Annotated in this window: 17 protein-coding genes and 1 pseudogene; 7 read left to right on the top strand and 11 right to left on the bottom strand. The window is 71.2% G+C overall.

Features of this window, described 5'->3' with window-relative positions; all coding sequences use genetic code 11:
• A pseudogene (locus ACFWBQ_RS30595) lies at positions 1-351 on the bottom strand (MarR family transcriptional regulator); the annotation flags it as partial.
• A complete protein-coding gene (locus ACFWBQ_RS30590) occupies positions 330-587 on the bottom strand; it encodes a hypothetical protein (protein WP_385503176.1) in 258 nt (85 codons plus the stop codon). The pseudogene ACFWBQ_RS30595 and the gene ACFWBQ_RS30590, both read right to left, overlap by 22 nt.
• 801 nt (positions 588-1,388) lie before the next feature.
• On the opposite strand from ACFWBQ_RS30590, the gene ACFWBQ_RS30585 reads away from it, so the two are divergent.
• From ACFWBQ_RS30585 to ACFWBQ_RS30575, 3 genes are all read left to right on the top strand, one after another.
• Positions 1,389-1,946: a hypothetical protein gene (locus ACFWBQ_RS30585; RefSeq protein ID WP_385503171.1), complete on the top strand. Its 558-nt coding sequence runs from the start codon at positions 1,389-1,391 to the stop codon at positions 1,944-1,946.
• Between the two features lie 3 nt (positions 1,947-1,949).
• The gene (locus ACFWBQ_RS30580; RefSeq protein WP_385503163.1) at positions 1,950-3,725 is read left to right on the top strand and encodes a hypothetical protein; all 1,776 of its coding nucleotides are present in this window, start codon (positions 1,950-1,952) and stop codon (positions 3,723-3,725) included.
• A gap of 444 nt (positions 3,726-4,169) precedes the next feature.
• Positions 4,170-4,715, top strand: coding sequence for an MOSC domain-containing protein (locus ACFWBQ_RS30575; RefSeq protein WP_385503157.1), 546 nt, complete (start codon positions 4,170-4,172; stop codon positions 4,713-4,715).
• 43 nt (positions 4,716-4,758) lie between these two features.
• Here ACFWBQ_RS30575 and ACFWBQ_RS30570 read toward each other — a convergent pair whose 3' ends face one another.
• Together ACFWBQ_RS30570 and ACFWBQ_RS30565 are read right to left on the bottom strand one after the other, a co-directional pair.
• Positions 4,759-5,487, bottom strand: coding sequence for a hypothetical protein (locus ACFWBQ_RS30570; RefSeq protein WP_385503152.1), 729 nt, complete (start codon positions 5,485-5,487; stop codon positions 4,759-4,761).
• A gap of 372 nt (positions 5,488-5,859) precedes the next feature.
• The gene (locus ACFWBQ_RS30565; protein ID WP_385503150.1) at positions 5,860-6,033 is read right to left on the bottom strand and encodes a hypothetical protein; all 174 of its coding nucleotides are present in this window, start codon (positions 6,031-6,033) and stop codon (positions 5,860-5,862) included.
• A 2-nt stretch (positions 6,034-6,035) separates the two neighbouring features.
• On the opposite strand from ACFWBQ_RS30565, the gene ACFWBQ_RS30560 reads away from it, so the two are divergent.
• Positions 6,036-6,206 carry a hypothetical protein gene (locus ACFWBQ_RS30560; RefSeq protein WP_385503144.1) on the top strand — a complete coding sequence of 57 codons (171 nt, stop codon included), beginning with the start codon at positions 6,036-6,038 and terminating at the stop codon, positions 6,204-6,206.
• A gap of 66 nt (positions 6,207-6,272) precedes the next feature.
• On the top strand, positions 6,273-6,710 hold the full coding sequence (locus ACFWBQ_RS30555) for a hypothetical protein (protein ID WP_385503138.1): 438 nt from the start codon (positions 6,273-6,275) through the stop codon (positions 6,708-6,710).
• Here the strand turns inward: ACFWBQ_RS30555 and ACFWBQ_RS30550 are convergent.
• The 4 genes from ACFWBQ_RS30550 to ACFWBQ_RS30535 are packed head-to-tail and all read right to left on the bottom strand — an operon-like array spanning position 6,688 to position 11,374.
• Positions 6,688-7,731, bottom strand: coding sequence for a hypothetical protein (locus ACFWBQ_RS30550; protein ID WP_385503135.1), 1,044 nt, complete (start codon positions 7,729-7,731; stop codon positions 6,688-6,690). The genes ACFWBQ_RS30555 and ACFWBQ_RS30550 overlap by 23 nt on opposite strands.
• A gap of 11 nt (positions 7,732-7,742) precedes the next feature.
• Positions 7,743-8,678, bottom strand: a complete 936-nt coding sequence (locus ACFWBQ_RS30545; RefSeq protein ID WP_385503131.1) for an N-acetylneuraminate synthase family protein — start codon at positions 8,676-8,678, stop codon at positions 7,743-7,745.
• Between the two features lie 12 nt (positions 8,679-8,690).
• Positions 8,691-9,944, bottom strand: coding sequence for a cytidylyltransferase domain-containing protein (locus ACFWBQ_RS30540; protein WP_385503118.1), 1,254 nt, complete (start codon positions 9,942-9,944; stop codon positions 8,691-8,693).
• A 41-nt stretch (positions 9,945-9,985) separates the two neighbouring features.
• A complete protein-coding gene (locus ACFWBQ_RS30535; RefSeq protein ID WP_385503111.1) occupies positions 9,986-11,374 on the bottom strand; it encodes a DUF6716 putative glycosyltransferase in 1,389 nt (462 codons plus the stop codon).
• Between the two features lie 208 nt (positions 11,375-11,582).
• Here ACFWBQ_RS30535 and ACFWBQ_RS30530 point away from each other — a divergent pair, with 208 nt between their 5' ends.
• Complete coding sequence (locus ACFWBQ_RS30530) at positions 11,583-12,566, top strand: glycosyltransferase family 2 protein (protein ID WP_385503107.1); 984 nt, start codon at positions 11,583-11,585, stop codon at positions 12,564-12,566.
• The gene (locus ACFWBQ_RS30525) at positions 12,563-13,903 is read left to right on the top strand and encodes a polysialyltransferase family glycosyltransferase (protein WP_385503104.1); all 1,341 of its coding nucleotides are present in this window, start codon (positions 12,563-12,565) and stop codon (positions 13,901-13,903) included. Before ACFWBQ_RS30530 ends, ACFWBQ_RS30525 begins: the two co-directional genes overlap by 4 nt.
• Positions 13,904-13,913: 10 nt before the next feature.
• Here ACFWBQ_RS30525 and ACFWBQ_RS30520 read toward each other — a convergent pair whose 3' ends face one another.
• Genes ACFWBQ_RS30520 through ACFWBQ_RS30510 form a run of 3 tightly spaced genes read right to left on the bottom strand, consistent with a single transcriptional unit; the run spans position 13,914 to position 18,753 of the window.
• Positions 13,914-15,026, bottom strand: coding sequence for an acyltransferase (locus ACFWBQ_RS30520; protein ID WP_385503101.1), 1,113 nt, complete (start codon positions 15,024-15,026; stop codon positions 13,914-13,916).
• Positions 15,027-15,076: 50 nt separating this feature from the next.
• A complete protein-coding gene (locus ACFWBQ_RS30515; RefSeq protein WP_385503099.1) occupies positions 15,077-17,452 on the bottom strand; it encodes a polysaccharide pyruvyl transferase family protein in 2,376 nt (791 codons plus the stop codon).
• Positions 17,449-18,753, bottom strand: coding sequence for a hypothetical protein (locus ACFWBQ_RS30510; RefSeq protein ID WP_385503095.1), 1,305 nt, complete (start codon positions 18,751-18,753; stop codon positions 17,449-17,451). The genes ACFWBQ_RS30515 and ACFWBQ_RS30510 overlap by 4 nt, the downstream gene beginning before the upstream one ends.
• Between the last annotated feature and the right edge of the window lie 2 nt (positions 18,754-18,755).

Here is an 18,755-nt window from a genome sequence, read left to right as displayed (position 1 = left end):
CGGAATCGCGAGGGGCGCGGGGGTCGCTGACGGGACCAGGGCCCGGACCGGGCCGAGCTCGGAGGAGGCCGGGGCCGGAATCGCGAGGGGCGCGGGGGTCGCTGACGGGACCAGGGCCCGGACCGGGCCGAGCTCGGAGGAGGCCGGGGCCGGAATCGCGAGGGGCGCGGGCGATTCCGGGTTCCCCTCGGCCTGGAGGCGGATGTTCCACCACTCGTTGTCACGGGTGGTACGCGACCAGTACGTCCGGGTGACCCAGCGGACCTGCCCGTCACCGAGGGCGGCCAGGCACCGGACATGGCGCAGGTGACCGGCGACGCCCGGGGCCCTCAGCGCACTGCCGACGGCCATCTGTCCGTACAGGGCAGGTTCTTGGCCAGTGACTTGATGTCCATGGCGGCGCCGACGGGGAGCTTGTCCACGTACCCGGCGATGTGGCGCTCCCGCTCCGGCATCAGCACGAAGTCGTCGGCACGGGGTGGGTATTGATCCGGTACGGAGCGCTTGCCGTAGCCAGGATTGGCCTTCGCGTACGGGCGCGAGGATGCGGGTGCGCGCAGGCTGGAGTTAGTGTGCTCGATAGCCACGAGATCGGTCTTTCGATCTTGGGGTGAGACCCCGGCACGGTGCTGTCAACACCACGTCGGGGTCGTTCAGTTGTGGGAACGGTAAGCAGTCGCGACACTCCGCCGCAAGTTGGTCACGATTAGTCATACTTGCTGGCTGTGACGGGGCGGGGAGGGTGGGGAGGTTTCCCAAACCCTTCTTTTACCTACCGGATGACAGACAGCGCTCGGACCCCGGAGCTCGCATCCCGGCGCCCGGATCCCGAAGCTCAAGACTCGGGCCCGCGCCCGTCCACGTACCCCCTGAAGAGTGAACCGCCCGGTCCCGGCACTCGACCCCCGAGCTTCGGGCCTCGCGTCCCGGAACCCGAGCTCCGGGCCGTGCCCGAGGATGCGGCCTTGCCTTTCCCGGTTCAATAGGACGCCCTCGTCTCCAGGGCTCGCCTGGTTCAGATTTCAACCGGTCCGGAAAAGCGGCCATACAAAGCCCAAAGCTGCGCCGAATACCGCCCTGCACACCGCGGGCTTGCACTCAGCCACATCCAATACCTCGATAGCCACACCCGTCTTGGGCCGGAGAGCACACCGACCTCAGATGTTCCTCAAGAGCCTTGTAGTGAACGGATCATGACAGCCATACTTTGATCAAGGTCGCCCACTGCCCCCTGACCAGGGGCACGTTGGTGGGTTTGCACCGTCAGCGGCAGGTGCCGTCAGGGGGCTTCCATTCCTTCCTGACTGCTCTGTCGATCTTCCGCTACGGGCGAAGCGCCTTTGCTTGCCTGCGCCCGGGCGACAGAAGAATAAATGGGGGAACATTCCGTGAGGAAGAATCAGGGACGGACCGCTGCGCGGGCCGTCGTACTCGGGGCCGTTGCCTCGGCAGTCTTGACGGCGAGTGTGCTGCCGGCTGTTGCGGTGGAGAACAGCAAGTCGAACACCCGCGGGGTGAGTATCGGCACTCTGAAGGTCGGCTTCAAGGACACCTGGCGTGGCGCAGGGCAGAGGACGTGGACACTCGATTCGTCCCAGGCCTCCGCCTCCTGGAAGAGGAATTCCGCGGGGCCGGTTTCCAGCTACACCATCAAGCTCAGCGACGGTATCTGCTTCAACAAGTACGGAATAGGCAGCGTGAGTGTCGGTGGCGGCGGGTTGTCGCCCGGCGGCATCGGCGGCGAGGACGACTGTGGCGGCGGGGTATACGCAGGCGACAAGAACTCCAGTGTGGTTGCCAATCACGGGAGGGTCATCGGACGCGGGAATCCGTACGGCCGATGGATTTGGGTCTCTCACACAGCCACTGCCAGCATGAAGTACGGCAACACTCACTACGACGTGAATGCCTATCGGCGCACCAGCCCCATAGGCGGGACCGTCTGACGCATGTCGTCTTCGACCACCGGGGGGCGGAGGCTCGCCTCCGCCCCCCGGCGCCGTATGTTCGCCGCCCTGCTGACCACAGGGCTGATGGGCATCGGGAGTTGTCAGGCACCCCCGCAGCCTCCACCCGACGCGGGCCTGCGTATCGGACCCCGTGTACAGGCTCCTGAAGCAGTGGCGGCACGGCTGGCAGCGACCTTCACCGACCGTCCGTCCGCCATGAGCACTGTTCCACTGACGGGTGAGGACCCGCATCGGGCGGCCGCGGCAGTGGCCGTGCTCCGCAACACCGGCCGGCCCGAGGGGGCCGCCGACCTCGTCCGGCGTGCCGACTGGTGGTCGGATCGCGTACTCGCCACGCCTGAGGACGACGCGGCGCTGCACATCCAGCACCTGCGGACCGGCATCCAGGCGTTCGGGAGTGAGCTGGACCCCGCCCTCGTGGAGCCTGCGGCGTCCGCTGCTGTCCGCACTCTGCTCCTCGGCAGGCCGAGCCTTCCGGACGTGGAGGCAGCGGCGCGGCTGGCCGACGAGATCCATCGCACGGATCCCGGCAGCGCGCGGTGGAAGACGGCCGGCGCACAGGTCAGGGGCCTGGTGGCGAGACATCTGGAGGCGCAGCCCCGGTCCTGTCGGGTCACGGTTACCAACGATGTGCTGTCGGAGTACGTCGCTGCGCGCACGTTGGCAGGCCTCGGTTTCGCCTGCACCGTGGGCCCGAAGTCCGGCAACGCCGTCCGGGCCGAGATCTCGCGGCTGGTGAAAAGCGACGACGCGTGGTCCGTACCGGAAGCCGTTCTGCTTCTGCAGGTGTCGCGCGCAGCGCACTCGGACGCACGGCAGGACGCCGGAGAAATAGGGACGGTGAGCCGACGGGCCCAGGACGCGCTGCGGGATTCGCTGGCCGGCAGCGGCCCGTACTACCGAAAGGCTTCGGCTTCCCTCACCGAGTTGGCGGTAGCGTCCACGGCCCTCGCGGCCGTGCCGGGCCGGTCACCGATCGCGGTGGCGGACGCAACGGCTGGGGCGATGGCGGACACCGCCCTGCTACGGGGCCGGATCTCGGACCAGCCGGACGACAACTCAGCTGTCGACGGCTATCTCGCGACCGTCGCTCAAGCTCAACTGACCGGAACGGCTGCCGGCCTCGGCAACGTCCGGGAGCCGGCGCCGACGGCGCCACTCCGGGAGCAGGTGCGCTTCTTCCTGCAGGCGTCGCTCACGGCCGAACCCTTGCCGTCGAAGGACATCCGCAGCAAGGCAGAAGCTGCGCTGAAGCGGACGAAGGACCCCCTTGACCGGATCACGGTGACGACATCGGCGACGCTCGCCCTTCTGCGGACGGACCAGTCCTGCGTGGTCCTCGACCACGACACGCCCCTGCTCAAGGACGCTGTGAAGCGAGCCGTCGAACAGTACGCGCAGGGCAGCGACGCGGTGAAGGCATGGCTGACACTGCTCTGGAGCACCACTGCTGGATGCGAAGGATTCCAGAAGGAGACGGCGACCGAGTCCTCGGCCTTTCTGGAGCAGTTGAACGGCCGCGATGTGACCGCGGACAACCCCACGGCGCGTGCCGTGAAGGCGTGGAGCAGCGCGGAACTGGCGTGTTCGAAGGGCGCCGAAGCGCGGGTGGCCCTCCCCGTCGAACTGCCGGCGCTTGCCGGGGACAGCGACCCCGGCGAGGGACTCGGCCTGGGCACCTATGCCGCCCTGCGCACGAAGGAGATGGCGACCTCGCCCTGCTCCGGAGGCCTCAGAGATAAGCTGAAGGGTTAGATCAATGAGTTCACACAACGAGGGGCGGGCAACGATGACGGTCCGAGCACGGGAGCGGTTCCTCGGAGGGGGCCTGCTGTTTGCTGCCTTCCTCACGCTGGTCCACGGGTTCGGAACGGCACAGTCCGACGGATCGATCGGGACAGCACTGATTGCAGCTGCGCTGGCCGCTGTCGGCGTGCATCTGATCCGCGGGAGGCACAAGCACCGGTAGGGCGCGGCTCTTTGATGAGCTGGTCAGTCGATCGCGGTCCGCCCGGTGGGCCGACGATGACGGCGAACCATGGCCGCACGCGGAGGTAATCGGCTGACAGCGCCCCGCTTTCTCGCCCTCGCGGCGTCTGCTCGGCGAGCTCGGTCTGCTGGATGCCGGCCCCCTGACGGGGCCGGCTGTGCGCGTCTTACCATCGGTCCGGCTACAGACCGACAACAGGTGGGGGGACGATGGCCGGCCAGGTCACCGCAGTGAGCTGCAACGCGGCGTACTCGTTCAGCAAGCCCAATCGCCAGTCCATCATGCTGCTTGCCGGTCTTGGGGTCGAAGGGGACGTTCACGCAGGTGAGACAATCCGCCACCAGTTCCGCATGACCTACGAGCCGGACCTGCCGAATCTGCGCCAGGTCCACCTGATGCACGAGGAGCTCTTCGACGAGCTTGCGCTCAAGGGCTTCGATGTCTCCGCGGGCCGGCTCGGCGAGAACATCACCACCGGCGGCGTGGACCTGCTCGGCCTCCCCACCGGCGCTCTGCTCCACCTCGGGGAGCAGGCGGTGCTTGAGGTGACGGGGCTGCGCAACCCGTGCGCGAAGATCAACGACTTCCGTAAGGGACTGCTCGGCGAGGTCTTCGCCCTGGACCCGGTCTCGGGCGAGTTCACGTTCAAGTCCGGCATCATGGCCGTGGTCCGCCATGGCGGGCCCGTCCGCCCCTACGACTCCATCACGGTCGAACTCCCGCCCCTCCCCCACCGCCCGCTGGATCGCGTCTAAGAGCTGTCCTCGTGCTGATGGCACCGGCCGACCGCGGCAGGCCTCAGTCGACCCCGTCGCCCGGGGCCACCGGATGCGTCTCCAGTTCCGGGGCGGCCAACAGTTCGGCGATGAGTGCCCTGGGCCCGCCGACGTACGTGCTGACCAAGTCCACGTCACCGCCCAGGCACCAGGCACGGTCCTGTGGCCACCACAGGTCGGGCAGTTCGGCGAACTCGTCCAGGGACACCGGCGAGGCGGCTTCGGCCAGCGCCCCGGCGAGCAGCACCTCGTCCCGGCCGGGGGTGTCGAAGGAAGGAACCCGGTCGAAGTCCCACCGCCCGTAGCCGTTCCACAAACCGAACCAGCAGCGTTCGGACGTACGGGTATGCCGGGCCAGGACGGGGATCAGGGCCTGGGCGACAGCAGGCGGCGTCGGTCCCTCCGCCGGATGTTCGTCCCAGACACCGGGCACGCCGTATTCGGCGGCGTTGCAGTAGTCGCGGTCCATCCCGATCAGCTCGTGCCAGTTCGTGCCCGGCGCCACCTCGCGCCCGTAGGCAGCAGCCACCTCCGCCCACCGCACCGGCCGCTCATTCAGGGAGGCCGGATGCAGAACCCGGGCGTAGGCGGCGAATCCGGGCGCTGCGACGCCTGCCACGGTCCCGAAGTCGCCGTGCCCCGGGGCACGCTCGGTGAGCCAACGGGCCGGGCCGAGATCGCCGGTCTGCACGCGCAGGCGTCCGTAGTGTGCGGGAGCAGGGTCCCGGTCCACCGGGCGGTAGTTGTTCACCCCGCACAGTCTGCCTGGCCGGACCACCAGCGCGGTCCGGCCCACCCCATCAGCCGTCGGCGCCCCGCCCGAAGGGAAAAGTCACGTCAGTGGCCGGAAGGGAGGGGCGTGCGCCGTAGCGTTTCTCCGCGGCGCGGAGGGACGGGGCCCGGGTCGTGCGCAGCGTGTGGACCTGGGCGGCGTGGTCGGTGAGGAGGCGGGGGCGGAGCTGCTCGCGGCGCGACGCCGGCCGTGGCCGCGGAGCAGCGTCGCGCCCGTCGGGCCGAGAGCGTGCAGCACGGTTGTGCCGGCGCCGGGTCGCGATGCGGACCGGACGCCAGGAGCTGGGCCAGTACGGCCGTAGTGGCAGCGACACGCTCGGTGCGGGCAGGTTCAGGACACCAGCGTCTGCTCCTCCAGCTCGGTCAGCCGCACGGTGCACAGTCCGCCGCGCTCGGCCTTGACGCCTGTCACCTTCAGCTGTGTACCCGGCGACAGGATGAACTCCTCCTCGCCGGTGAAGGCGGAGAAGTGGCATGGGTGCCCGCACCGGCCGGGTGCCGGCACGGGTGTGCGCCAACCTGATGTGGACGGGCTACACCCTGTTCAACGACCACCGATTCGAGGACCACGACGACCTGCGCAGCACGATCGTCGCGCAACTCGACGACCTCGAGGCCGCGCCCGCCACGCAGCGGGTCCGCATCGATCCGGGCAAGCGCACCACCGGCCGCCGTTGACGGAACCTTCGGAGGTCACCGGCCGTTTCCTCATCCGCACCTTCCCGAGCGAGAGGCGGCACACGCGTGACCTGGTCCGACGCTCCGCCCACCGTCCTGTACCGGTCCGAGCGCACCTTCCGTGTCTGGCGCTACGGGGTCGGCCACTCGCACCTGCTGCTCCGCTCCCTGCCGGACGGCGAGAACGCCACCCAGCTCGACCTGCACTTCGAGGCGGTCAGAGCCATGCAGCTCGTCACGCGCTACGAGGCACTCGACATCCTTGCGGTCGACGAGCCGGAGTTCTCACGCATATTCGAGGAATCCGGTGTTCCCCCCAAGTGGCGGCATACGCAGCTCATCGTCCGGCTACGCTCCCGCAGCGGCGAGGGGTACGTGCAGTCCGGGCGCGTGATCCTCGACCGCCGGGAGGGACGCACGGCCGATGCGATCGACCCGCCCGGCCCCCGCGATGTGGTCTGGAGCCTGCGGCCCTCGGATCTCACCCCTCCGCCACCGCCGTAGCCCGCCACGGCGCCAGCCGCTGCACGTCCCGGGCCGTCTCCGTGACCCCGCTCAGGAAGCCATGGGCGCGGGGGGAGGCCGAGTCCCGGAGCCATTCCGGGGCTATGTCGCACACCGCGACCTTCACCCCTGTGCCGGCCAGGGCCAGCGGGAGGGTGTGGACCACCGTCGACGGGAAGCTCAGGACCGTGTGGCCGATCGGGCCTCTGCGGGCGATGAGTTCCAGGGGGAGGTCCGGGCGGACGATCTCCAGGCCGGTGGCGGCTTCCAGGGCGTGGAGCTTCTCCGCGGATTCACGGCGGTGGGCGAAGTAGCGGGTCGCGCCGTGCGTGCGGGCCAGGGCGGTGACCGCCTCCTGGTACGGGACCGGGTCGACCACGCCCGTCTCGACCAGGGACGTGCCGACCAGGTCGGCGCCCTTGGTTATCAGGGGCGGGCCGAAGCGGTCGCGGGTCCAGGCGAAGGTGTTGGACGTGACCTCGACGCCCTGGGGTGCCTGAACCGGCATCGCGGTGAACACCTCGACCGTGCGGGTCGCCGACGGGGTGAAGCTGCGGCGGGCCGCCGAGGTGACCGGGGCCAGGAGCAGTTCGCGCGGGCCCCGGCTGCCCCGGCGGTGCCAGCGCACCAGGCGTTCACCGCGCGCCAGCTGGGCGACGAACTCCATGGTGGCCGTGCCGTCGTCGACCACCGTGATCCGGCGGGTGCGGACCAGGGAGAGGAGGAGTTGTACGTAACGGGAGAACGGGTCCCCGATGACGATCCGGTCCGCCCTGCGGATCAGCCCTGTCAGGGCACGCAGGGCCTTCAGAGGCGCGCCGGTCTCCCCGCGCGCCTCCTGCCAGCGGACCGCCATGCCCTCGTCGCGGGCCAGCTCCGCCATCCTGCGCAGCTGGCCGCGCGACATCGGGTCGACCGGGGGGAGGACGACGACCGTGGTGTCGGCGTGGCCTCCCCGGGTGTGGGTCCACTCCAGGACGTTCAGGAGCTGGACCGGGCTCTCGACGAAGGCGAGGTTCACCGGTCTGCCCGTCAGGCCGCGACCGGCTCGGCGGCCGGCGCGTTCTCGGTCTCGGCGACGACGCCCGTGACCCGGCGGAGCTTCTTCATCGGGCCGAGCTCCGACTCGTACACCTTCTTGACGCCGTCACCGAGGGAAGCCTCGATGGTGCGGATGTCGCGGACGAGGCGGGTGAGACCCTGCGGCTCGACGGAGGCGGCCTGGTCGGAGCCCCACATGGCACGGTCGAGGGTGATGTGGCGCTCGACGAACGCGGCGCCGAGCGCGACGGCGGCGAGGGTCGTCTGGAGGCCCGTCTCGTGCCCGCTGTAGCCGATCGGGACGTTCGGGAACTCGCCCTGCAGGGTGTTGATGACGCGCAGGTTGAGCTCCTCGGCCTTGGCCGGGTACGTCGATGTGGCGTGGCAGAGAAGGATGTTGTCGCTGCCGAGGACCTCGACCGCGTGGCGGATCTGGCGCGGGGTCGACATGCCGGTGGAGAGGATGACCGTGCGGCCCGTGGCACGCAGCGAGCGCAGGAGCTCGTCGTCCGTGAGGGAGGCGGAGGCGACCTTGTGCGCCGGGACGTCGAACTTCTCCAGGAAGGCGACGGCCTCGGTGTCCCACGGGGAGGCGAACCAGTCGATGCCGCGCTTGGCGCAGTGCTCGGCGATGGCGGTGTACTCGGCCTCGCCGAACTCGACGCGGTGGCGGTAGTCGATGTACGTCATCCGGCCCCAGGGGGTGTCCCGCTCGATGTCCCACTGGTCGCGCGGGGTGCAGATCTCCGGGGTGCGCTTCTGGAACTTGACGGCGTCGCAGCCGGCTTCGGCGGCCACGTCGATCAGCGCGAGGGCGTTGTCGAGGTCGCCGTTGTGGTTGATGCCGATCTCACCCGTGATGTAGACGGGGTGACCGGGGCCGGCGGTGCGGGTGCCGAGCGTGCGCAGGCGGGAGGTGCTGCTCATGGTGGTGCTTCCTTACTTGGTGGGGGTGGTGTTGGCAGGGGTCGGACTGGTGGTGAGGGTGGGGCCCAGGAGCCAGGCCGCGATTTCGCGGATGGCGCCGAAGCCGCCGGGGGTTGTGGTCACGGCCCGCGCGGCGGCGCGTACCGAGTCGTGGGCGCTCGCCACGGCGACGGGCCAGCCCGCCAGGCCGAAGCAGGGCAGATCGTTGACGTCGTTGCCGACGTAGAGCACGCGGCCGGGGTCGAAGCCCTGTTCCTCGCACCACTGCTTGAGCGCCAGGTCCTTGCGGTCGATGCCGTGCAGGACGGGGACCTGGAGCTTGCGGGCGCGGGCGGCGACGACCGGGTTCTGCTCCGTGGACAGGATCAGGAGCGGTACACCGGCCTTGCGCAGGGCGGCGATACCGAGGCCGTCACCGCGGTGGACGGCGACGATCTCGTGTCCGTCGGAGTCGATGAGGACGCGGTCGTCGGTCTGCGTTCCGTCGAAGTCGAGGACGACCGCGTCGACGTCCTCGCGGGTCGGCAGCGGCGACGGGTCCAGGAGCGGCGCGAGGGCGCGGGCGCGGGCCAGGTCGTGCGGGTCGTCGATCTCCAGCACCCGCGCCGGGTCGGTCCGTACGAGCGCGGTGTGGCCGAAGAAGCGGTGGCGGTGGGTACGGAAGCCCTCGACGTCCATGGCGTAGGCGGCGCCCGTCTCCAGCAGGTCCTGCGGACGGTCCTGGCGGCGGGGGCGTACGGCCTTGTCGTGGTTCACGCCGTACGTGTCGTCCTCCACCGAGCTGCCGTCGCGCCAGACGAAACCGTGGAACGGGGCGACGGTGACGGCCGTGTCGGCGCCTTCGCGGGCGACCGCTGCGGCGACGCCGTCGATGTCCTCGCGGGTGATGAAGGGGCTGGTGCACTGCACCAGGAGCACCACGTCGGCGGTCCGGCCGGGCCGTATCGCCTCGTAGGCGTCCAGGGCGTGCAGGACCGCGGCCTCGCTGGTCGCGGTGTCGCCGGCGATGGCGGCGGGGCGTTGCACGCAGTGCAGCCGGCCGGACTCGCCCAGCGCCCGGCCCGCGGCCCGCGCCGCGTCCGCGATGGCCGGGTCGTCGGTGGTGACGACGACGTCCGTGACCTCGGGGGAGGCGAGGCAGGCGCGGACCGCGCGGGCCACCAGGGGAACGCCGCCGACCTGGGCGAGATTCTTGGCGGGCACGCCCTTGGATCCGCCGCGGGCGGGGATCACGGCGAGGACGGTCGGGGCCGGTGGCGGGGTCATGGCTGCTCCTGAAGCGAGGGACATGGCGGCGGGTTCGGCGGTCACAGCTCGCCCATCCGGCGGATCGCGGGGGCGACCCGCTGGACGCCGTGGCGGTAGGCGCCACGCGCCGCGTTGCGTACGGTCTCGCGCACCACTCCTCGAACCCGCCCGGTCTCCTTGGGCGTCGCGGCGCCCGGCAGCGGGCGCCCGTCGGGGGCCAGGTGGTGGCGGGCGAGGATGCCGGGGAGGTAACCGGGGGCGGTGGCAGGGGTGTAGTAGGGCGCGAGGTCGGGAAGGGAGTCACGTTCGAGCAGGACGGCGACCTCGGCACGCGCGGTGTCGTAGGCCGTGTCGTACGAGCCGTCGGCGGCGACCCCCTGGCCGGACACCCATTCCTCGTCGGGCCGCGGGCGGTATCCGCCGTCGAGCCGGTCCCAGGACGTGACCAGCCCGGAGCCGATGAAGTGGTGGTTGCCGAGGGCTTCCCGTACTCCGAGGTCGGAGAGGATCGCGGTCGGGATACGGCGGTGCAGGGACTCCAGTGCCGCCGTCGAGGAGACCGTGACCAGCAGGTCGGTGCGGTTCAGTACCTCTCCCATGTGCCCGTACACCAGCCGGAAGTTGGGCGGCAGCCCGCCCGGGAGGCGCTCCGCGAGCCGCTGGTACGGGAGTTCCTCGATGTGGGTCGTGTGCTCGCCCGGCTTGGAGCGCAGCTTCAGCAGCACCTCGCGGCCCGGGTGCAGCCGTGCGTGCTCGACGAGCCTGCGCAACAGGTACGTACGGTCCGCGCGGGAGGCCGGCACGGAGGGCTGGGCGGCGAACACGACCGTGTCGCGGCCCTCTTCCGGGCGGTGCGGCGCCCCGCCGAGGAACGGCAGGGCGGCCTCCGTGACGGACGACGCGTCGGCGCCGACTCCCTCGTACACCGCACGGAAACGCTCCGCGTCGTGACGGGAGTTGGCGAGGACGATGTCCGCGCCGTGCCGCAGCAGGAGCCCGTCGGCGAGCTTCTCGTAGACGACGCCCACGTACCCCGTGACGATCACGGGCCTGCGGGGCAGGCCCAGGGCGGCCAGGCCGTGCAGCATCGCCTGGACCGCGCCGCCGACGAGAGCCAGCACGACGACGTCGTACGCCTCGTCCCGCACGGCGTGCAGGAATTCGACGGCCGTCACCTCGCGCACCCGGCCGGCGTCCACGCCGACCTCTCCGACCTCGGCGAGCTGCCGGGGGGTCGGGGTGGCCCGGCCGCGCAGCAGCAGTCCACTGACCTCGACAGGACGTTCGCCTTCGGCGGCCCCGGTGGCCCCGCCGGTGAGGCGGCGCGCGGTGAGCGCGCCCCACTTCCACCGGGTGTCGGAGTCGGCGAGTACGGCAACCCTGAGCGCCGGGGAAGCGGCTGCTGCGGTGTCGGCCGGATCAGCCGAATTACTGGTACGTGGAGGCACGTCCTAAAAGCTAGGAAGGCATTTCTATGAGCGGCCCAACGCGGGGGCAACAAATGGTTAACAGCCCACCGACGATTGGCCAATCGACCTCAAGGGCGCTCGAAAGAGCCGCACATTTACGCCGCTTCATTGATCCGACACACGCCGTTCACCCTCAGTCCTCGTCGGGGACAAGGGAAATGCCGGGGCCGCCCTTAGCGTGATGCGGGTGGTTAAGCTCTCCGTCATCGTGCCGTTCTACAACGTGCAGACATACGCCCCCGATACCCTCAGAAGCCTGCGCGCCAACGCCCGCGAGGACTTCGAGTTCATCCTGGTCGACGACTGTTCGACCGACGGTACGGCGGAGCTCCTGCGCCGGGCCCAGCGCGACACCGAGGGGGTGGTCCTGCTCAGACACGAGGACAACCGAGGTCTGGCGACCGCCCGCAACACCGGTCTGGACGCGGCCCGCGGGCAGTACATCGCCTTCCTGGACGGCGACGACTGGCTCGCCCCGGGCCACTACGCCCGGCTGCTCGCGCAGACGGAGGCGCTGGGCTGCGAGTTCGTCCGTACGGACCACGTCCAGGTCACCGGCAGGTCCCGCACGGTGCACCGTGTCCCGCACGGACGGCGCGGTGCGGTGAGCTCCCCCCGGGACGCGATCCTGCCGGCCTCCCGGACCACCTCGGTCGACTACGCGTACGCCTGGGCCGGGCTCTACCACCGAAGCCTCCTGGACCGGGGGCTGCTGCATTTCGCCGATGGGCTGCGCACCGCCGAGGACCGGCCGTGGATCTGGCGACTGCACCGCGAAGCGAATTCCTTCGCGGTCCTGGGAACACTGGGCCATTTCTACCGCCGGGGTGTGGCCTCGTCACTCACCCAGATCGGTGACGAGCGCCAGCTGGATTTCATCCGCGCCTACAACCAGGTCGTGGGTGAGACCGCGGCGGACCACGACGCGGACGCACTGCTGCCGAAAGCGGTGCGTACGTACTGTGCCGTCATCGCCCACCACGTCGGCGCCATCGAGAAATTCGAACCGTCCGTGGCCCGAAAGATGGAATCGCTCGGTGCGGCAGCCCTCGGATCCATGCCCCAACCGCTCCTCGACAACACCCTCGACGCCATGGACGTACAACGGGCGACCCTGCTGCGCAGACTGCGTCGCCGGCCGGTCGCCGCGAAGAAGGCGGCCGCCGCGTGACCACTCAGATCTTCGTCGCCTCGACTCCGCACGGCACGGCGACGCTCGCCGCCGCACTCGACGCGAACTGCTTCGACGACGCCGACCGCCGCATCCTGCTGCTCTGCGACACCTCGGCGATCCCGGAGGCGGCGCCCCCCGCCGACTCGATGCCCGGGTTCGGCCTGCTGCGCACCCGTTTCGACGAGGTGCTCTCCTGGAACGACGCCATCTCCCCCCAGCACCCGGGCGAGTGGACCCCCCGCGCCGACGACGTGCCCCTGTGGGAACGCCATCTGCGGCGGGCCTGGCACCTCGGGGACGACGAGGTCGAGCTTGCGTTCGCGTCACCGCACGCCGCCCCCGCCCTTGCCCTCGCCCGGATCCTCGGCGGCGGACCCATCACCGTGTACGTGGACGATCTGGCCGGCTACGGCCCGACCGGGAGCAAGATCCCGCCGCTGATCGGCACCCGGGTCCAGCGCCTGCTCCACCCGGATCTGCTCCCCGGCCTGCGGCCGCTGCTGCTGGCCGAGTTCGACGTGGAGCCCCTCCCCCTGCCCACCGCCGCCCTGCTGAAGGTGTTCGCCGAACTGGCCGACGCCACTGGGGAATTCCCGTTCCCGCAGGGCCCGGCGCTGCTCCTGGGCGAGCGTCTGTCCGAGTCCGGACTCCTCTCCCCGGCCGAGACGAAGGAGCTGTACCTGCGGATGGTGCGCGGCACCGCCGCCCTCGGCCACACCCGGCTTCTCTTCGCACCTCACCCCCATGCGCCGGTCCCGTGGTCGGCGGCGCTGGCCGATGAGGCCTCCCGCCACGGAGCCGAACTGACGGTGCTCGACACCGGATCGCCCGGCGCCCCCGTACTTCCGGAAGTCCTCTACCGGCGGATACGGCCCACGCTCGTCGTCGGCTGTTCGGCGACCGGACTGCTCACGGCTGCCACCCTGTACGAGCTGCCCGTGGCGAGGACCGGCACCGGCACCCTCCTCGAGCGGCTGACCCCGTACGAGAACACGGCCAGGGTGCCGGCAACGATCACCGACGCGCTGCTCCCCGAGCTCACGGACACCGCCGCCGTCACCGGTCAGTCGCCGCCCACGGGAGCGGCCGTGGCCCGGAAACTCGATGGCCTGCTGCACGCGGTCGGCTTCGCCATGCAGCCCAGGGTGCGCCCGGACCTCCGCCCGGCCGCCGAGCACTACCTCTCCGAGCACCTGGACGGGCACACCTGGCGCTACTTCAAGCGCCGCCGGCTGGCCTCGCTCGCGCTCCCGGGCGTGGTGCCCTCACGCCTCGCCTTCCTCCGCCGCAATCCCACCCTGCGCCGCCTCGCCCGCCGCGTCCGCGGCCGGTGACCACCGGCTCTCAGCCCAGCAGCCGGGTCAGGCCGAGGCGCGTCCACAGCAGGGCCGCTGCGAAGGAGAGGATGGTGGTGCCGGCCGTCACGCCGGCCATGAGGGCCGAGGCCGCCACCCAGGTGAGGTCCACCGTGATCAGTGCTTCGGTGAGGACTCCCAGGACCAGGACGTGGATCATGTAGGCGCCGAACGAGGCGTTGGACAGCCGGGTCAGGCCGGGCCGCAGCCGCTCGGGGACGCGCACCCGGTGCAGGGCGAGCAGCACACCGCCGCTGAACAGGGCGACCAGGACGCTCGCGTACGGGATCGCGTAGTGCACCTCGTGCTGGTACGTGACGACGGCGGCCAGGGCGGCCCCCGCCAGGAGCAGCCACCACAGCTGTCGTCGGCCGAACGTACCGGCGGGTGCCGCCAGGAGCAGCGCCCCGAGTACGGCGTAGACCACCTGGTACAGGCCGAAGCTCCACCCGAAGCGGGGCATGTCCAGGCCCGTGACGGAGGACACGTCGCCGAACAGGGACGGTGCGGCGGCCAGTACGAGGAGGGCCGCGCCGAGCCCCCAGGGGCGTTTGCCCGCCTTCACCATCGCGGCGAAGGCCAGCAGCATGATCACGGGGATGTAGGCGTACAGGTACCAGAGGTGGTAGGCCGGGCGGACCGAGGCGAACAGCGAGTCGAGTGCCAGGTCGCCGATCGGGTCGTCATTGGTGGAGCGCAGCCGGCCCCAGACCAGATAAAGCGCTGTCCATACGGCGAGCGGCACCACGATCCGTACGATGCGCTTCCACAGCCGGCGGCCGTCCCTGACCGGGGCTCCTACCAGCACCACCCAGCCGGCGATCGCGAAGAACAGCGGCACGGCGAAGCGGCCCGCAGAGTCCGCCACCAGGCCCGCCCAGTAGGTCGCGGGCCCTTCGAAGGGCGTGCGGCCCGCCGTGGCCACGAAGGCCGAGCCCGTATGGCACAGGATCACACCGACGGAACAGAGCAGCCGGATCAGATCGATATCGTACCGGTGCTCGCGGATCGGGCGGGGCTGCAGTGCCGTCTTTGGGGTGGGCTCCGGAGACGGTGCGGTGGCCGGCGTTCCGGCCGGAGAAACAGAGGATGGCATGGTCATCGAAGGCTATGAACGCACTCGGCCGGGGTGAACTCCGGGCAGGTGAACAGTCACTTCGTCCGGGTGTCGGGCAGGTGAAGGCCGTGTGCTCCCTCGGCGCTCCGCGGGCCCGGGATGCGCGGGGCGGGCAGCGGCAGGCCGAAGACCTCGCGCAGTCCGGTGAGGTTGGCCCGGGTGACCGACCAGAGGTTCTCCTGCCTGCCGTGCACGTCGGCCACGGCGGCCGGGTGATCCTCCAGCACCACCGTCGCCCGCTCGGCGAGGCGCGCGCCCAGGGCACGGTCGTGGACGGACACGCCCCACTCGGGCCGCTCGATGTCGGTGAGGAAGTAGGCGAGTTTGGGGTGAGAGACCAGGCTGATGACGGGTGTGCCGCAGCCGAACGGGATCATGCCCGCGTGCCCCCGCATCCCGATCACCAGGCGGGTACGCCGGTAGAGGTCGCGGATCTGTTCATTGGAGCGCAGGTACAGCGGCTCCACCGGCAGGGAGGTCCCGTGCTCGCGGCGCAGGTCGTGGACGAACTTCTCGTCCGCCGGCATGTGGGCCGCGTAACGGACTTCGGCACGTTCGCCTATCGCACGTACGGCAGCGTCCATCTCGGCGAGGAAGTGCCCGTAGTCGTGCCCGAAGCGCAGATTGGCCCGGTCGTAGGCGCAGTTGACCAGTACCGTGTCGTCGCGGTTCCCCGGATCGGTCCACTCGGGGTCGAGGTGGCGGGCGACGGTGGTGGGGCAGGGCTGGTAACGGACCCGGTCACGCAGGTCGTCCGGCAGGAGTTCCCTGACCCGGGCGACGGAGCCCTGGTTGCGCAGTCCGAAGAAGACCGACCGCTCGACCAGGACGCGCAGACTCTCCGCGAATCTCTCGCGGCGGTAGCGCTGGCCGTCGAAGACGTTGTAGCCGACCGCGAAAACGGCCAGCGGCGCGGTGATCCGGCCCAGGACGTCGTCCGCGATGTTCCACTGCCAGCCGCTGTTGCTGTTGGGCGCGGTGTCGGGCAGGAAGAGCCCGCCGCCGCCGACGATCACCCCGCGACGGGCGTTGAGCTCCTCCAGGACGGACTCGTCCACCAGGCGGTGCACGGACTGCTGGTGCCAGCGGCCCGTTCCGGTGTCGGCGTCGAAGCACATGCGGACGGCCTCGGGCAGCACCTTGTCGCCCGCGTTCTCCTGGCCGTCGGCGAACAGCGCGACGTGCGCGAGCTGTTCGGCCGGGGCGGCCGGGGCGGCAGGGGCGGCAGGGACCGCCGCCCGGGGCGTCGGCGCGTTCGGCTCGTCCCGGGTACGCACGTACCAGGCCCGGCAGTTGGCGTCGGTGGGGTCGGCGTCCAGGCCGTCACGCGCGTAGCCGTGCGCGTCCCGCGTCCGGCCGAGCAGCCAGGCCAGCCGGGCGAGCTGCCCGTAGGCACGGGCCGCGAAGTCCGGTGACACGGTGGCCAGCAGGAGGTGAGCCTCGGCCTCCTCGTACCTGGACAGGGCCAGCAGGCAGATGCCCAGCGTCTCGTGGCAGCGCGGCAGGTCGGGCCGGTCGTCCACGGCGGCGGTCAGCAGCATGACGGCCTCCTCGTAGCGGCCCTGCTGCCGGTGGACCTCGGCGACCTGGCGGACCAGGTCCACCGGAGCGGTGCCCTCGGCCGGGAACGGAAGGGCGCAGTGCAGGAGCAGCTCGGGATGCTTGGGGCCGGGCAGGGCACAGTACGCGGCGCGGAACGCCTCGTCGTCCAGCTCGTAGCGGGCGCGGGCCTCGTACGCCGGGGCGTATCCGGCACGGTCGGTGTCCGTGAAGCGCAGTACGGCGGTGCTGTCGGGCACGGGCGTGTCGTCGTAGAGCCGGCCGACCAGGAAGTCGTACCGGGAATCGACGGGCGTGAGCAGCCCGGGCTCCCGTCCGAGCGCACGGTGCACCCGCTCGTCACCACCCCGCTCGTCACCGCTCCGCTCGTCGCCGCCCCGCTTCTCGCCGGTGAGAAACGTGCCGTCGGCGTCCTGGCGCTGGATCACCAGCAGGCCGTCGTCCCGTACGGTCCGCCGGCCGTCGGGGCCCGGCTGCGGAACGGCGCCCACCCCGGTGCGCAACTCCAGCAGGGGCAGGAGCGGGCCGAGCACGACCATGCCGGTGCCGAGGGCGACGACGGTGTCGTAGTCGTCCACCCGGAAGACGTCGAGGCGGCCGGCGGCCTCGCGCGGAACTATCCGGGGGTGCAGTCGGCGCGCGGCGTCGAAGGCGGCGTCGGGCAGCCCGGGGTGCAGGACGAGGAAGTCCTCGCAGACGGCCGGGTTGGTCAGCACGAGGCTGCGCAGCAGCACCAGGAGGCCGGGCATCCGGTCCTCGTCGGTGTAGGCGGCGAAGGCGATCCTCCGCTTTCCGGTGACGGCGCGTCTGTCGTCGGCGTCACCGGCGGCACGGTCGGCGGGAGCGGTCATCGCAGCACGGTCCTCATCTCGGTCTCGTCCTCGTGGGTCGCACGGGCCGTGACCCACGCGTGCTCCTGCGGCAGCAGCTGTCCCGGCAGGCCGAACCCGATGAGGTCCAGGCGGTCGGCGTCGAGGAAGTCCAGGAGCCGCAGCACGGTGAAGGCGGTGGTGGCGCCGGCCCACCGGCCGTCCTCCCCGATCAGCGCCGGATCGCCCAGCGGCCTGCGCAACGAGGCGTCGCCGATGTGGTCCTGGGCATCGGGGACGAGCCGTGCGCGCAGCGCCCGGCGCCAGTCGGCGAGCCGGTCGCCGAAGACCAGGCGGGTGCCGGCCGGCCGGTCCCAGCCGGGTCCGGTCCACGGCGCGTCGCCGCGCAGCGTGAGGGCGTGCAGGTCGGCGCGCACGACCGCGGAGTGCCCGCCCGTGGGCAGGGTGTCGCAGCGCACCACCAGGTCGTACCCGTCGATCAGCTTCCCGAGCGGGCTGCCTGCGGTCCGTTCCTCCTCCAGGACCCGGGGCGCACCGGCCACCACGCAGACGGAGCGGCCCTCGACGAGACGGCGCAGGGCCGGGGCCCCGATCGGCTCGGTGTCACCGAGCAGCGGGTCGGCCATCCTGTCCCGGTCCAGTAGCCGGCGGTAGGCGGCGTACGATCCGGCGAGCTCCCGGACGGCCGGGTCGGCCATGCCCCGTCCGGCGGTCCGCTGCCGTACGACGTCGGCGAAGCCTGCCCCTGCCTCCGCGGCCGGCGCGTCGCGCAGGGCCCGCAGCCGGTCGGCGTCCTCTCCGTCGGGCAGGAGCCCGACGGCAACGTCCAGGCAGCGGCCCAGGTCCCGAAGGGTCGCGATCCGCCGTGCGATGTCCACTGACGACGACGGTTCCTGCTGCAGCGTCAGGTGACGCTCGTAGGCCTGTACGGCCTCCTCGCTCCGGCCGAGGGCGTCCAGTGCGCGTCCGCGCAGCCGCCATGCCCCCTTGGACCTGTCCCGCATCCCGGTCGCCTCGAGCGCGATACCCAGGGCGAACCGGGCCTGCGCGTCGCCCCCGGCCTCCAGGGCGTGCTGCCCGGTCCGCAGCAGTGCGTCGAGGAGGCCGTCCGCTCCGGGGGAACAGGCCGCGGTGAGCGTGCCGATGGAGGCGACCAGACGGGTCTTCCTGGCATCGCTCATGGGGCCGGACGCCGCGAGAGCCGCGAGGTGGTCGCCGCACAGGCGCAGCACGGCCGGGGCGGCAGGCACCGACTGCCCGGGGCTGCCCGGGGCGGTCCTGGTCCGTACGGCCTTGAGCAGCCCCGTGAAGGTCTGGCCCATGC

It is taken from the genome of Streptomyces sp. NPDC060035 (assembly GCF_042736635.1).
In the GTDB taxonomy this organism is placed as follows: Bacteria; Actinomycetota; Actinomycetes; order Streptomycetales; family Streptomycetaceae; genus Streptomyces.
This window is presented reverse-complemented; position numbering and strand designations above follow the sequence as displayed.